The organism is Streptomyces sp. Ru71 (assembly GCF_002920535.1).
Lineage (GTDB): Bacteria > Actinomycetota > Actinomycetes > Streptomycetales > Streptomycetaceae > Streptomyces.
This window is the reverse complement of record NZ_PQSS01000040.1, coordinates 1-14,057: the sequence shown is the minus strand read 5'-3', so window position 1 is coordinate 14,057 and position 14,057 is coordinate 1. Positions and strand designations below refer to the sequence as shown.

12 protein-coding genes and 1 tRNA gene are annotated in these 14,057 nt (G+C 71.9%); 8 read left to right on the top strand and 5 right to left on the bottom strand.

Translation table 11 applies throughout. From position 1 onward, the window contains the following. Positions 1-104: 104 nt before the first annotated feature. The 3 genes from C3489_RS22685 to C3489_RS22675 are packed head-to-tail and all read left to right on the top strand — an operon-like array spanning position 105 to position 3,852. Positions 105-1,268, top strand: a complete 1,164-nt coding sequence (locus tag C3489_RS22685) for an FAD-dependent oxidoreductase (RefSeq protein WP_103783878.1) — start codon at positions 105-107, stop codon at positions 1,266-1,268. Between the two features lie 50 nt (positions 1,269-1,318). Beyond that, complete coding sequence (locus C3489_RS22680) at positions 1,319-2,299, top strand: zinc-binding dehydrogenase (protein ID WP_103783877.1); 981 nt, start codon at positions 1,319-1,321, stop codon at positions 2,297-2,299. Positions 2,300-2,355: 56 nt separating this feature from the next. Further along, a complete protein-coding gene (locus C3489_RS22675) occupies positions 2,356-3,852 on the top strand; it encodes an MFS transporter (RefSeq protein WP_374936765.1) in 1,497 nt (498 codons plus the stop codon). 113 nt (positions 3,853-3,965) lie between these two features. Here C3489_RS22675 and C3489_RS22670 read toward each other — a convergent pair whose 3' ends face one another. Both C3489_RS22670 and C3489_RS22665 read right to left on the bottom strand, forming a co-directional pair. After that, the gene (locus C3489_RS22670) at positions 3,966-5,363 is read right to left on the bottom strand and encodes an FAD-binding oxidoreductase (protein ID WP_103783875.1); all 1,398 of its coding nucleotides are present in this window, start codon (positions 5,361-5,363) and stop codon (positions 3,966-3,968) included. Positions 5,364-5,380: 17 nt separating this feature from the next. Further along, positions 5,381-6,028 (bottom strand): rhomboid-like protein, encoded by a 648-nt coding sequence (locus C3489_RS22665; protein ID WP_181139794.1) that lies wholly within the window; start codon positions 6,026-6,028, stop codon positions 5,381-5,383. On the opposite strand from C3489_RS22665, the gene C3489_RS22660 reads away from it, so the two are divergent. Together C3489_RS22660 and C3489_RS22655 are read left to right on the top strand one after the other, a co-directional pair. Further along, positions 6,027-7,001: an aminoglycoside phosphotransferase family protein gene (locus C3489_RS22660; RefSeq protein ID WP_103783874.1), complete on the top strand. Its 975-nt coding sequence runs from the start codon at positions 6,027-6,029 to the stop codon at positions 6,999-7,001. The two genes, C3489_RS22665 and C3489_RS22660, sit on opposite strands and share 2 nt — an antisense overlap. A 26-nt stretch (positions 7,002-7,027) precedes the next feature. Beyond that, a complete protein-coding gene (locus C3489_RS22655; protein ID WP_103783873.1) occupies positions 7,028-7,504 on the top strand; it encodes a GNAT family N-acetyltransferase in 477 nt (158 codons plus the stop codon). Between the two features lie 47 nt (positions 7,505-7,551). Here the strand turns inward: C3489_RS22655 and C3489_RS22650 are convergent, their stop codons facing one another. Then, on the bottom strand, positions 7,552-9,426 hold the full coding sequence (locus tag C3489_RS22650; protein WP_181139793.1) for a caspase family protein: 1,875 nt from the start codon (positions 9,424-9,426) through the stop codon (positions 7,552-7,554). Further along, on the bottom strand, positions 9,423-9,809 hold the full coding sequence (locus tag C3489_RS39885; protein ID WP_181139792.1) for a hypothetical protein: 387 nt from the start codon (positions 9,807-9,809) through the stop codon (positions 9,423-9,425). Before C3489_RS39885 ends, C3489_RS22650 begins: the two co-directional genes overlap by 4 nt. 172 nt (positions 9,810-9,981) lie before the next feature. Here C3489_RS39885 and C3489_RS22645 point away from each other — a divergent pair, with 172 nt between their 5' ends. Then, complete coding sequence (locus C3489_RS22645; RefSeq protein ID WP_258054906.1) at positions 9,982-11,502, top strand: alpha/beta hydrolase; 1,521 nt, start codon at positions 9,982-9,984, stop codon at positions 11,500-11,502. A 109-nt stretch (positions 11,503-11,611) separates the two neighbouring features. Here C3489_RS22645 and C3489_RS22640 read toward each other — a convergent pair. After that, a tRNA-Thr gene (locus C3489_RS22640) sits at positions 11,612-11,685 on the bottom strand. Between the two features lie 217 nt (positions 11,686-11,902). Between C3489_RS22640 and C3489_RS22635 the strand changes: the two genes are divergently transcribed. Together C3489_RS22635 and C3489_RS22630 are read left to right on the top strand one after the other, a co-directional pair. Next, a complete protein-coding gene (locus C3489_RS22635) occupies positions 11,903-12,991 on the top strand; it encodes an ABC transporter ATP-binding protein (protein WP_103783870.1) in 1,089 nt (362 codons plus the stop codon). Positions 12,992-13,202: 211 nt separating this feature from the next. After that, positions 13,203-13,658: a hypothetical protein gene (locus tag C3489_RS22630; protein ID WP_103783869.1), complete on the top strand. Its 456-nt coding sequence runs from the start codon at positions 13,203-13,205 to the stop codon at positions 13,656-13,658. Positions 13,659-14,057: the final 399 nt, after the last annotated feature.

The window sequence follows — 14,057 nt, the reverse complement described above, 5'->3', positions numbered from 1 at the left end:
CCGCGGCACTGACAATCGCCCTGACCTGGGCAAAGGCCGTGGGTGTCACATTTACGGCGCCTGCTGGGTCATAGAGGTGGAACCCAGCAGAGGGAGACACCGACATGCACCGCATCACCATCGTCGGCGGCGGATTCGCCGGACTGACCGCGGCCATCACCGCCGCGGAGGCCGGCGCCGCCGTCACCGTGTATGAGGCGCACCACACCCTGGGCGGCCGGGCCCGTACGGCCGAGGGCCCGTACCGGACGAACGACGGGCCGCACGCCCTCTACAACGGCGGCCCGCACTGGACCTGGCTCCAGCAGCGCGACCTGATCGGGCCGCTCGCGCCGCTGCCGCCCCTGGAGGCGGCCCGGCTGCGGTTGCGGCATCAGGGCGTCCTGCGCCGCACCCCGCCGTTCTCGATGCTCAAGCTGCTGCGCCCGCGGCTGCCGCAGGCGCCCGTCGACATGGACTTCCTCAGCTGGGCGACGGGCATCGCCGGGGAGGAGGGCGCCCGCGCCGCCGCGCACTACTCGGCCGTGGCCCTCTTCCACCACGACCCCGGTTCCCTGTCCGCGGCCTTCGTGCGGGAGCGGCTGCGCCGGGCCACCAAGCTGCCGCCGGAGGCGCACTATCCGCGCGGCGGCTGGGCGAGTGTGATCGACCGGATGGCCGCCCGCGCCTGGAATCTGGGCGTCCGGATCGAGACGCTGTCGCGCGTCGACACGCTGCCCACCGACACCCCGGTCGTCGTCGCCACCTCGCTGGCCGCCGCCCGTCTGCTGCTGAAGGACGACTCCCTGGCCTGGCCGAGCGGCCGCACCGCCCTGATCGACCTGGCGGTGAGCAACCGGCGCGGGGACGCCTTCGCCGTGTCCGATCTCGACGCGCCCGGATGGATCGAGCGGTTCAGCGCGCAGGACCGCACCCTCGCCCCGGCCGGCGAGCAGCTCATCCAGGGCCAGATCCCGCTCGCCCCGCACGAGAGCCGCGCCGACGGCGTCGCCCGCGCCGAGGACCTGCTCGACCTGGGCTTCCCCGGCTGGCGCGAGCGGGTCACCTGGCGGCGGGAGGCCACCGCCGAGGGCCGGACGGGGGCGGTGGACCTGCCCGGCACGAGCTGGCGGGACCGCCCCGCGATCGACCGCGGAAACGGCGTCTACCTCGCCGGGGACCAGGTCGCCGCGCCGGGTGTGCTGTCGGAGGTGTCCTTCACCAGCGCGCTGACGGCAGTGTCGCTGGCGCTGGGGCGCGGGCAGACGCTTGACCTCAAGCGCGCTTGAGGTCGAACAGTGGACCGCGTCCGTACTCATGACCTCGAACGGGGGACCCCATGCACGCGATCCGCCTCCACGCCTTCGGCCCGGCCGAGAACCTCACCTACGAGCAGGTGGAGGACCCGGTACCCGGCCCCGGCCAGGTCCGTGTCGCCGTCGCCGCGGCCGGCGTGCACCTTCTGGACACCGCCCTGCGCGAGGGCATGCAGGGCCCCCTGCCCGAGCTCCCGGCCCTGCCGACGGTCCCCGGCCGTGAGGTCGCCGGCACCGTCGACGCCCTCGGCGACGGCGTCGACCCGTCCTGGCTCGGCAAGGCCGTCGTCGCCCACCTCGGTTTCGCCCCCGGCGGCTACGCCGAGCTGGCCGTCACCGACGCGGCCCGTCTGCACGAGATCCCGGGGACCCTGGACCCGGCCCAGGCCGTGGCCATGATCGGAACCGGCCGCACCGCGCTGGGCATCGCGCAGTTCGCCGACCTCGGCCCCGGCTCCGTCGCCGTGATCCCGGCTGCGGCGGGCGGTGTCGGCACCCTGCTGGTGCAGTACGCCAAGAACGCCGGCGCCACCGTCGTCGGCCTCGCCGGCGGCCCGGACAAGACCGCCCGGGTCGAGGCGAACGGCGCCGACCTCGCCGTCGACTACACCGACCCCGGCTGGCCCGGCAAGGTCCGCGCCTTCCTGGGCGGCCGGCCCGCCACCGTCGTCTTCGACGGCGTGGGCGGCGACGTGGCCCGGGAGACCGTGGCGCTGCTCGGCCCCGGCGGGCGGCACCTGGTCTTCGGCTGGTCCGCCGAAGGCATCCGCGACGGCAAGGCCTACCTCGTCGACGGCGTCTCCGAACAGGTTCTCGGCCCGGCGATGCTCGCCAGGGCGGGCGGCCCCGACCCCCTGCGCACCCTCGAACTGCGCGCCCTCGCCGAGGCCGCCGCGGGCCGGCTCACCCCCGCCGTGCAGCGCTTCCCGCTCGCCGAGGCGGCCGCCGCGCACCGCGCTCTCCAGACCCGACGCACAACCGGAAAGGTGGTCCTGGAGCCATGAACAGCAAGCACATACTCCGGGATGCAATACGTCCTGATTCGTGGTCTTCTGGCCGGGTGACTTTCACCCGAACAGGTCAACCGGCGACGGGGGCCGACCCCCACCGCTGGTGGGGCCTGGTGATCATCGCCCTCGCCCAGCTGATGGTCGTCCTGGACGCCACCATCGTGAACATCGCGCTCCCCTCCGCACAGCGCGACCTGGGCATGTCCGACGCCAACCGGCAGTGGGTCATCACCGCCTACACCCTCGCCTTCGGCGGACTGCTCCTGCTCGGCGGCCGTGTCGCCGACCTCGTCGGCCGCAAACGCACCTTCGTCATCGGGCTGATCGGCTTCGCCGTGGCCTCGGCGCTCGGCGGCGCCGCCACCAGCGCGGGCATGCTCTTCGGCGCCCGCGCCCTGCAGGGCGTCTTCGCCGCCGTCCTCGCCCCCTCCGCGCTGTCCCTGCTGACCACGACGTTCACCGACCCCAAGGAGCGCGGCAAGGCGTTCGGCATCTACGGCGCCCTCGCCGGCAGCGGATCTGCCATCGGCTTCATCGTCGGCGGGCTGCTCACCGAGTACCTGAACTGGCGCTGGTGCCTGTACGTCAACGTGCCCATCGCCGTGATCGCCGTCGTCGGCGCGCTCGCCCTGCTGCACGACCGCCCCGGCCACGCCGGTGTCCGCCTCGACGTGCCCGGTGTCGTCCTGGGCTGCGGCGGCCTGGTCGCGATCGTCTACGGCTTCAGCGAGGCCCAGCCGCGCGGCTGGACGGACCCCCTGGTCCTCGGCCTGTTCGCGGCTGGCATCGCCTTGCTGACGACGTTCGTGTGGTGGCAGACCAAGGCCCCCAGCCCGCTGCTCCCGCTGCACATCATCAAGGACCGCAACCGCGCCGGCTGCTTCCTGACCATGATGCTCGCGGTCATAGGCATGTTCGGCCTGTTCCTGTTCATGACCTACTACCTCCAGGTCATCCTCGGGTACTCGCCGGTCCGCACCGGCCTGGCCTTCCTGCCGCTGACCGCCGCGATCATCGTCGGCTCCACCCAGATCTCCGCCCGCCTGCTGCCCCACGTCGCCCCGCGCATGCTGATGGTGCCCGGGATGATCCTGGCCTCCGGCGGCATGGTGATCCTCACGCAGATGACGGTGGACTCCTCCTACACCACGGAGATCCTGCCCGCGCTGCTGCTGATGGGCCTCGGCATGGGTCTGACCTTCATGCCGGTGTTCTCCACCGCCACCGCGGGAGTGGCGCCCCAGGACTCCGGCGTCACCTCGGCGACCGTCAACACCTCCCAGCAGGTCGGCGGCTCCATCGGCACGGCCCTGCTCAACACGATCGCCACCACCAGCAGCGCCGCGTACATCACCGCCCACCTGCGGGGCCCCGCCCAGCGGGCCCTGATCGTCCGCGAGGGCGTCGTCCACGGCTACACCGTCGCCATCTGGTGCGCCGCCGGCGTCATGCTCCTGGCGGGCCTGGTCGCCGGCCTCATGGTCACCGTCCGCCCCCCGGCCCACGGCACCCAGACGGAAGCCCCCGTACCGGAATCGGTGGCCTGAACACACCGCGGGCATTCAAGGGGCGCGGGGAACTGCGCGACCAGCCACGACGCAACAGCAACGGGCCGCCGCAGGCTTTCACGGTCAACGGCACCGAACCCGCGCCCGGCAACTCAATGCCGCCCCGTCACCACATCCGCCACCCGAGCCACCCGAGACGACGCCGCAAGGTGCCGCTCCCGCTCCCGCCGATCCGCGAAGCGATACGCCCCGTAGAGCCCATGCACCCCCAGCCACCGAAACGGCTCCGGCTCCCACTTCCGCACCCGATGCTCCACCCACGGCAGCTCGGTCAGCTCCGTACGCCCACCCTGCCCGGAGTCCAGCTGGACGAGATCCCGCAGCGTACGCGCCGCGAGGTTCGTCGTGGCGACGCCCGAGCCGACGTACCCCCCGGCCCAGCCCAGCCCCGTCGACCGGTCCAGCGTCACCGTCGCGCACCAGTCCCGCGGCACCCCCAGCACCCCCGACCAGGCGTGCTCGATACCGACCCCCGCCAGCGAGGGGAAGAACCGCACCAGGATCTCCCGCAGCTCCGCGATCGTCGCGGCCTGCGTACGCCCGTCGTTGTCGGTCTGCGAACCGAAGCGGTACGGCACCCCGCGCCCGCCCAGGGCGATCCGCCCGTCGGCGGTCCGCTGCGCGTACATGTACGCGTGCGCCATGTCCCCCAGCGTCTCCCGCCCGGCCCAGCCGATCCGCTCCCACTGCTCCTCGCTCAGCGGCTCCGTGGCGATCATCGACGAGTTCATCGGCAGCCAGGTCCGCCGCTGCCCCTTCAGCGAGGCGGTGAAGCCCTCCGTACAGCGCAGCACGTACGGGGCGCGCACGGTCCCGTACGGCGTCACCGCGTGCTTGGGACGGATCTCCGTCACCGGCGTCGACTCGTGGATCGCGACCCCCAGCGCCTCCACCGCCGCCGCGAGCCCCTTGACCAGCTTCACCGGATGCAGCCGCGCCCCGTGCGGCGTCCACGTGGAGCCGACGGCGTCCGCGACACGGATACGCTCGGCGGTCTCCTCGGCGCCGTACAGCTCCCGGTCCTTCTCCCCGAAGGCGGCCTCCGCCGCGTGGAAGGCCTTCAGCCGGGCCAGTTGCGCCGGGGTGGTCGCCACCTCCAGCACACCGCCCTTGTGGAGGTCGGCGTCGATGCCCTCCGCCTCGGCGACCGCGATCACCTCGTCGACGGTGTCGTTCATCGCCTGCTGCAACCGCACCGCCGCCTCATGGCCGTGCAGCTTCGCGTACCGGTCGCGGCCGGCGATGCCGTTGTACAGCCAGCCGCCGTTGCGCCCGGAGGCGCCGTAGCCGCAGAACTTCTGCTCCAGGACGGTGATCCGCAAGAAGGGAGCGGTCTTCTTCAGGTAGTACGCGGTCCACAGCCCCGTGTACCCGCCGCCGACGATCACCACGTCGGCGGACGCGTCCCCGGGCAGCGGCTCCCGCACCGCCGGAAGGCCGTCGTCCGCGTACCAGAAGGAAATGCCGCCGTTCACGACACTGCTGCTCATGAGCCCGGACGTTAGCCCTAGTCGGGGAGTGCTGTCTCCTTCGGATTCCGTGTTCTTTCCCGGCCCCGCGTCAGCGGATGACACGCCAGCCCGATCAGCACGGACACGAAATGCCCGAGATCGGTGAAGGTCGGTCCGGCCGCGAGCGGAAGCCCGTAGAAGACCAGCACCGCGAAGACGTACACATACCGCCAGGGCGCCGGAATCCGGTACGTCAGCACCCCCACCACGCCCGCCAGCGCGTAACTCACGCCGATGTCCAGGGCGTCGGCCTCCGAGTGCGGGGCGAGCCCCCGGTCGATGGCGACCAGCAGCACGCCCTGGCTGATCAGCGTCGCCAGCACATGCGCCGCCGCGCACACCACCAGCCAGCGCACCGTCCCCAGCCAGCGCTCGGCCGGCGCGTGGAAGACGGTGTACAGCACGGCGTACGGCACCCAGTGCCCGCCGTCGATCCACATCGCGCTGGCGATCAGCACCCGGACCGGGTTGCGGGACAGCTCCTCCAGGTTCGTCGACCGCTGCCGCAGGAACTCCCGCTCGAACTCCGGCGACATGTGGTGCAGGGCGACCGTGGTGACGAACAGGATGAGCAGCCAGACATACGTCCCCGGCGCACCGCGCACCCAGTCCCCCACCCGGCGTGCGCCCCGCGTAATTCGCATGAGCCGATTCACGCACGGCAGTATCGTCCGGCAGGTGATCGACATTCCGGGCGAGCTCGCGGCGTCACAGGCGGAGTACAACGGGGAGGCGGGCCGGGCGTTCATCGCGGCCCTGCCGGACCTGGCGGCCGGCTTCCTGGACCGCTGGCGGCTGCGGCTGGACGGCCCGTCGATGTACGGGGTGTGCGCCCTGGTCCTGCCCGTGGTCCGCGCCGACGGCACCCCGGCCGTGCTCAAGCTCCAGCTCCTGGACGAGGAGAGCGCGGGTGAACCCGTCGCCCTGCGCCTGTGGGACGGCGACGGCGCGGTACGGCTCCTGGAGCACGACGAGGCCACGGGCACGATGCTCCTGGAACGCCTCGACCCCACCCGGATGCTCGCCCACCTCCCCGACGTCCACGAGGCCGTCGAGGTGATCGCCCGTCTGCTGGTCCACCTCAACGCCACCCCCGCCCCGCCCGGCCTGCGCCGGCTCGGCGACATCGCGCACCGGATGCTCGACGAGACCCCCCGGGCACTGCCGCGCGTCCCCGACCCGCAGGCCCGCCGCATCCTCGCCGACTGCGCCGCCGCCGTACGCGAGGTCGCGGACGAGCCCGGCGACCGTCTGCTGCACTGGGACCTGCACGACGAGAACGTCCTGGCCGCCGACCGCGCCGACTGGCTCGCCATCGACCCCAAGCCCCTGGCCGGCGACCCCGGCTTCGAACTCTGGCCGGCCCTCGACAACCGCTACGACCCCGACGACATCCGCCGGCGCTTCGACGCGATGACCTCGGTCATGGGCCTGGACCGCGACCGCGCCCACGCCTGGACCCTGGGCCGCCTCCTGCAGAACGCCCTGTGGGACATCAAGGACGGCCGCCCCCTGGACCTGGACCAGCTCGACATCGCCCGCCGCCTGCGCACTCCGAGGACCACCAGTGCCGGCTCGGCGGCACCGCCGACCCGGCCGGACACCCCCTCCGCCTGATCCGCCACACAAGAGAAAGAGCCCCGATGATCCGCCCCGCCACTGCCGCCGACATCCCCGTCATCCACACCCTGATCCGGGAACTCGCCGCCTACGAGAAGGCCCCCGACGAGGCGAAGGCGACCCCCGCCCAGCTCCACGCCGCCCTCTTCGGCGACGCCCCCGCCGCCTTCGCGCACATCGCCGAGGACGACGACACCGGCGAGGCGGTCGGCTTCGCGCTGTGGTTCCGCTCCTTCTCCACCTGGCGCGGCACGCACGGCATCTACCTGGAAGACCTCTTCGTACGCCCCGAGGCCCGCGGCGCCGGCCACGGCAAGGCCCTGCTCACCGAACTGGCCCGGATCTGCGTGGAGCGCGGCTACCAGCGCCTGGAATGGTCGGTCCTCGACTGGAACGAGCCCGCGATCGGCTTCTACGAGTCCCTCGGCGCCCGCCCGCAGGACGAGTGGACGGTGTACCGCCTGACCGACGAGGCGCTGGAGAAGCTCGGCACGCAGTGACCGAAGCCCGGGTCAGGCCACCCGGGCGCGGCCGGATCGGAGGTTGATCAGACCTTGATCAGACCGAGCAGACGGTGCTGGAAGGAATGGTCGATGCGGGTCATCGTGGTTCGGGCGATCCGCTCGGCGTGCTCGGCGGCCGGGCCGGGCGGCATCTTCCCGTCGTAGGTGACCTCCACGACGACGTTCGCCCTGAGGACCAGGACGACGATGTGGTTCATGCCGTCGGGGCGCAGATAGTCCGGGTTGGTCATGTACGCCTTCTCACCGAGGTGCGTGAGTGGCCGCCGCAGGCTTGCCGGCCACCCGAGCTTCTGGTCGAAGTCGTCGCGGGCGTTGTCGCTGCCGGTCTTGAGGAGCTCGTAGTCGAAGCGGCGCAGCGTCAGCGTGAATTCGGGGTCGGGGCCGGTCCTGCTCCGCCACCCGCAGGCCCGCTCGTGCTCGTCGCGCCCGCTGCGCATGCCTTCCCCCTCGCCGACGAGTGCGGCGGGGGCCGGGGCGGCCGTGAAGAGGTCGCACGGGTGGGGGAGGGATGCCGCCTCGTGGCGCCAGGGCCACCAGGGCTGGCTCCAGTAGGCGCCCTCGAAGACCAGGCTCTGGGCGAGCAGCATGACCGGCACGGCAAGGTAGGCGCACAGGTACCACAGGCGGCGCACGGCGCCCGTCGGAGCGGTGCGCGGCGCGGACGACAGGCGGTCCCGCCACCGCTGGATCGCCGCGACCTTGGCGTCGAAGTCGGCGTCGCGCGCGAACACGTGGGTGCGCGGGGAGGGCAGGATGGTCCGCCGGCCGTGGTTCAGCAGGGTCACACGGTGCACCAGGACCGAGCGGCCCAGGGGGGTCCGCAGGGCCTCGACGCCGACGACCTCCCGCCACGGGATCAGCCGGGTCCGCAGTGCGGAGCGCACCAGCATGCCGTCGTCGGAGAAGCACACGCCGCCCATGGAACGGTGCAGGGCGTCGCCGGCCGCCCAGGCGAGGAACAGGAAGAAGCTCGCCCGCAGGAACGCCCCGTGCAGGAATCCCTCCAGCATGAGGCCCAGACACGCGGCCAGCAGCACCGTCTGCCACACCATCAGGCGGGCGGGCGCGGTCAGCGTCACCGGTCTCAGTGGCCCGTCCGTGGACTGCAGTACGTCGGTGAGCCGGGCGTCGGCCGGGGCGGTGCGGGAGCGGGCGATGACGAGGCGGCCCTCCACGCCGAGCTGCCACAGTCCCGGAGTCTGGCGCGGGCTGACCTCCCGGACGCGCTCGTGCACGAAGTCGTACAGCTCGTCCAGCGTGATCAGCCCGTCGCCGTCACGGTCGGCCGCGCCGGTGTCCAGGCCGGTGACCAGCGCGTGCGTGAAGTGAGAGGCCTGCGGGACACCGGATGAGCCGGTCAGCTCACCGCCTTCGAAGGCGTACTCCAGTGCGCGTGAGGCCGTGACGATGGCCCGGCCCCGGCCCGGGAACTGCTCGGCCAGCTGTACGGTCCCGTCCGCTTTGGCCAGCATCGACCGGGCGAACGCCCCGCTGTAGCAGCAGTCCAGCAGCAGCACGATGCTCCGGGCCCGGCACCGGTCCATGCAGCGGTTGACGAACGCGGCCGACACGGCGGTGGAGGCGAGGCGGTTCAACTTGGTGGTGCGGCAGACGAAGTGCAGCTCGCCGGAGTCGTCCTTCACGCCGTGACCGGTGAAGTACAGCACCAGCAGATCCCCGGGGCTGCGATCAGCGAAGAACTCCTCGACGCGCTCCAGCACCAGGTGCATGGGCTCGTCGGCCGAGGTCTGCACGGAAAAGCCGCCGACCTGGTCGTCGCCCAGCACGCGTGCGAGCTCCGCCGCGTCCTGGGCCGGAGCCCGCAGCGCCCGGAAGGCGGGATCGTCGAAGGTGCCGCTCGCGATGATCAGCGCGAAGCGGCCCGGGCCCGGAGTCATCGGGCATGACGGGCGACGAACGCCTCGACCAGCCGCTCCTGTTGCTCCGCCGAGGCGTGGGAAAGCTCCAGTACGTCCCCGTCCAGCTCGATCCGCACCGTGCAGGGCGCACCGCGCAGCCGGCCGAGCCACTGGCCCGCGACGTCGAGCACCGCCGTCAGCAGTTGAGGCGACTGCGACAGCGTCACCAGCAGGGCGCCGACCACCTGGCCATCGCCCTTCGCGCCGGGAACCGGTTCCGTCGCCGTGACCGAGGAGAGCGAGTCGACGTCCAGCTCCGCCAGTTCCTCCCACAGCCATCGGAGCTGTCGCTCCGCCGCCTCCGGGTCCGCGCCGCTGTCGGCCAGCACCCGCAGCAGCAGCCGCGCCCTCGTCCCGCTCACCGTCGCCCGCCCTTCCGCCCCGAAGCCCGCCGGGCGTCATCATCGTCACCGGCGAGCAGCGGCGGGCGGCTTTCGCGGAGGGATTCGCTCGTACGAGGCACATGGACGGCGACACGGCCGTGCGGGTGAACCTGGCAGGCAGCCCCAGGCCATGACACCTAGCGTGACGAACGTGATCACCGGAATCCGCCGCTCGCTGATCGGCGTCGCAGGGCTCCTCATCTCCTTGACGGGCGCGAGCGCGCCCGCGAACCCGCTGGAGCGCTACCACCACCAGCACGTCGAGTGGACGAGCTGTGTGCGGGGCCCGCACGACGAGATCGGGAAGAGGCTGGAGCGCAACGGTGCGCGGTGTGCCGCGATCACCGTCCCGCTCGACTACGACGCCCCCGGCGGCCGTACGACCACGGTGGCCGTGTCACGGATCGCGGCCACCGACACCGCGCACCGGATCGGCACCCTGGTCCTGGTCGCCGGCGGCCCGGGCGACTCGGCACTCTCGGCGGGTGCCGAACCGCCTGCCTCCCTCGCGGGCATCGCCTCCCGTTTCGACGTCGTCGGCTACGACCCGCGGTTCGTCGGGCGCAGCGAACCTCTCGACTGCGAGTGGCCCACCGGCTTCGCGTTCCGTTCGGCCGGCCTCACCCGGGGCAGCTTCGAACGCCAGGTGGCCTTCCAGAAGGACCTGGCCGACCGCTGCCGCAGTACACAGCCGACCCTCCTGCCGTACGTGACGACCCGAAACGCAGCTCGCGACCTCGACGTCGTACGCGCCGCCCTCGGCGAGAACCGGATCTCCTACTACGGCTTCTCGTACGCCACCTACCTGGGCACCGTCTACACCCAGCTGTTCCCCGGCCGCTTCGACCGCGCCGTCTTCGACGGCCCCGTGAACCCCCTGCGCTACGACACCCGGCTGCTGAGGGACACGGCACCGGCGAACGAGGCGGCACTCTCCGCCTGGGCGACCTGGGCAGCGGACCGCCACGACGCGTACGGGCTCGGCCGGACACGCGCCGAGGTACTGGACCGCATCAACGGCATCGAACGGGCCGCGGCGCAGGAGCCACTGATCATCGGGGTACCCCCGGAGGTGTTCCGGGTGGACGACACGATCATTCCGACGCTGCTGGTCTCGGGCCTGGCCGACGACTCGGACGGAGCCCGAAAGGCTCTCGCCGACACACTGACCGTGCTCGCGAAGGCCGCCGGCCGCAAACCGGCGCTCCCGAGCACGGACCTAAGAACCACGCTGACGTTCCTGACCACGGGAGCGGACTCCGCGTACGGCAGTGCCGCGACCGCCGTCCTGTGCGGCGACGTCGCCGCCCCGCGCGACCCGGAGACCTACTGGCACGACATCCAGCGCAGCCGCCGCACCCACCCGCTCTTCGGACCCGCCGTGCACAACATCACGCCCTGCGCCTTCTGGCCGACGCCTCCGCGCGAGCAGCCCACCACCGTGGACAAGGACGCGCCCGTCCTCCTCGCCGCGACAACCGGCGACCCCCGCACCCCCTACGAGGGCGCCCGGACCCTGCGAAGCCTGCTCCCGAGCTCCCGCCTAGTCACCCTCCAGGGCGGCCACCACCACACGGTCGGCGAGAACAACGCGTGCGTGAACGCAACCATCCGCACCTACCTCACGGCCGGCCACCTCCCGCCCCACGACGTGTACTACCGCGAGCCCTAGCCGCCCCTGCCGCCGCCTCCCCCACACACACAAACGGCCCCGGACAAGAAGCCCGAGGCCGAAAGACCACCCCACCCGGAAGAACCCCAGGTCAGGGCGAGTTTCCCAGAGCCCCCTGTCGGATTCGAACCGACGACCTTCGCTTTACAAGAGCGGCGCTCTAACCAGCTGAGCTAAGGAGGCCCGTGTCCGTGCGCACGGACACGCCCGTGCAGTGTACCCACCTCGCGCGGCGCCCCGATCGAAAATTTCCGCGAAGTTCACAGGGGCCCACCTACTGACAGACCAGGTGAACGCCAGGTACCGTCCTGAGCCAGTTCACCTGCGTGGACTACACCAACCACCTTCCTACAACGGATCGTCCGGCACGTTCCTGCCGGTAGAAGGGGGCCCATTCACCATGGCCACTGTCACGTTCGACAAGGCGACCCGGATCTACCCGGGTTCCGACAAGCCCGCCGTCGACGCCCTGGACATCGAGATCGCCGACGGGGAGTTCCTCGTCCTGGTCGGTCCGTCCGGCTGCGGCAAGTCCACCTCCCTGCGGATGCTCGCGGGCCTGGAGGACGTCAACGGCGGCGCGATCCGCATCGGCGACCGCGACGTCACGCACCTGCCGCCGAAGGACCGGGACATCGCCATGGTGTTCCAGAACTACGCGCTCTACCCGCACATGACGGTCGCCGACAACATGGGCTTCGCGCTCAAGATCGCCGGCGTGCCGAAGGCGGAGATCCGGCAGAAGGTCGAGGAGGCCGCGAAGATCCTCGACCTCACCCAGTACCTGGACCGCAAGCCGAAGGCGCTCTCCGGCGGTCAGCGCCAGCGTGTGGCGATGGGCCGCGCGATCGTCCGTGAGCCGCAGGTCTTCCTCATGGACGAGCCGCTGTCCAACCTGGACGCCAAGCTCCGCGTCTCCACCCGCACCCAGATCGCCTCCCTCCAGCGCCGCCTGGGCATCACCACGGTCTACGTCACCCACGACCAGGTCGAGGCCCTCACCATGGGCGACCGCGTCGCGGTCCTCAAGGACGGCCTGCTCCAGCAGGTGGACACCCCGCGCAACATGTACGACAGGCCCGCCAACCTCTTCGTGGCCGGCTTCATCGGCTCCCCGGCGATGAACCTCGTCGAGGTCCCGATCACCGACGGCGGCGTCAAGTTCGGCAACAGCGTCGTCCCGGTCGACCGCGACGCCCTCTCCGCCACCACCGACAAGACGGTCACCGTCGGCGTCCGCCCCGAGCACTTCGACGTGGCCGGCCCCGACTCCGACCTCGGTGTCGCGGTCACCGTCAACGTCGTCGAGGAGCTGGGCTCCGACGCGTTCGTCTACGGCACCGCCAAGGTCGGCAGCGAGACCAAGGACCTCGTCGTCCGCGTCGGCGGCCGTGAGGTCCCGGAGAAGGGCAGCACGCTGCACGTCGTGCCGCGCTCGGGCGAGACCCACGTGTTCTCCACGTCGACGGGCGCTCGCCTGTCGGACTGAACACCCGGAAAATCCCGGGTGATTCACCCAGGTTGACGAAGAGGGCCCCGCGAACTGCCGCGGGGCCCTTCTCGTTGTCGACAAATACCCCGGCAAATACCCCATTTCGACCCCTGCCCGTCAACCCGCTACCCAAAAATCCCCCCTCTCCCATCCCCCGAACAGGTGACTAAATGTCGCCAAATCATTACCGGGCGCTACCCTCACACGCGTGAAGCACTCCACCACCCAACAGACCCGACGCGGCCATCGGGGCCCCGCCCGCCGGATCGGCCGCACCCTCGCCCTCGTCCTGCCCGTCGTCATGGTGCTCTCCGGGACCCTCGCGGTCACCCGGGTCAACTGGTCCGGGAACCCCTCGGACTCGGTGCTCACCGCCACCGACGTGACGCGTGCGGACGCCAAGAACACCGCCCGCCGCGCGCCTCAGGACGTCCTGCGCGACCAACTGCTGGCCGAGCTCCAGCAGAAGGACCCCGGCATCGCCCTCACCCACCTCCAGCAGGTCGTCAACGACAAGCCGTCGCTGGCCAAGCACTGCGCCTCCATCGCCCGTGCCCTGGGCCGCGCCGCGGTCCGGGTCTACGGCCCGTCCCGAGCCCAGTCCTTCGCCCGCCCGGTCTGCGACACGTCCTTCGCCTCGGGCGTCCTGGCAGCCCACAGCTGACCACGGGCCTCCGCCGGCCGGGGGTAGGTCACGAAGCCCGGCATTTCCAGGTCCCCGGCGCCCCAGCGGGCCGGGGGTGGTACGCGCAACCCGGCGCGACGGGGTGCCTCCCCCAAGCTCTTCGAGCAGGGGGGACCCCCAGCGCCCACCCGTGCCGCCCTGGGGGCACCTCCCAGGCCCTTAAGGCACTGGGGGAGGCACGACTGCCCGCAGCTATGCGGATACGGGTGCCGCCCCGCGCGGCGGCCGCCAGCTAAGCCGATGGCGGGCCGCAGCCGCCCACGGCGGGAAGGGGACGGGGTGGGGGGTGTCCGCCCGCAGCGGCCGGCACCGCCGACCCTCACCGTGTCGGAGACAGTGGGCCGGACCGAGGACGGACACCCCCCACCCCGGCCCCGA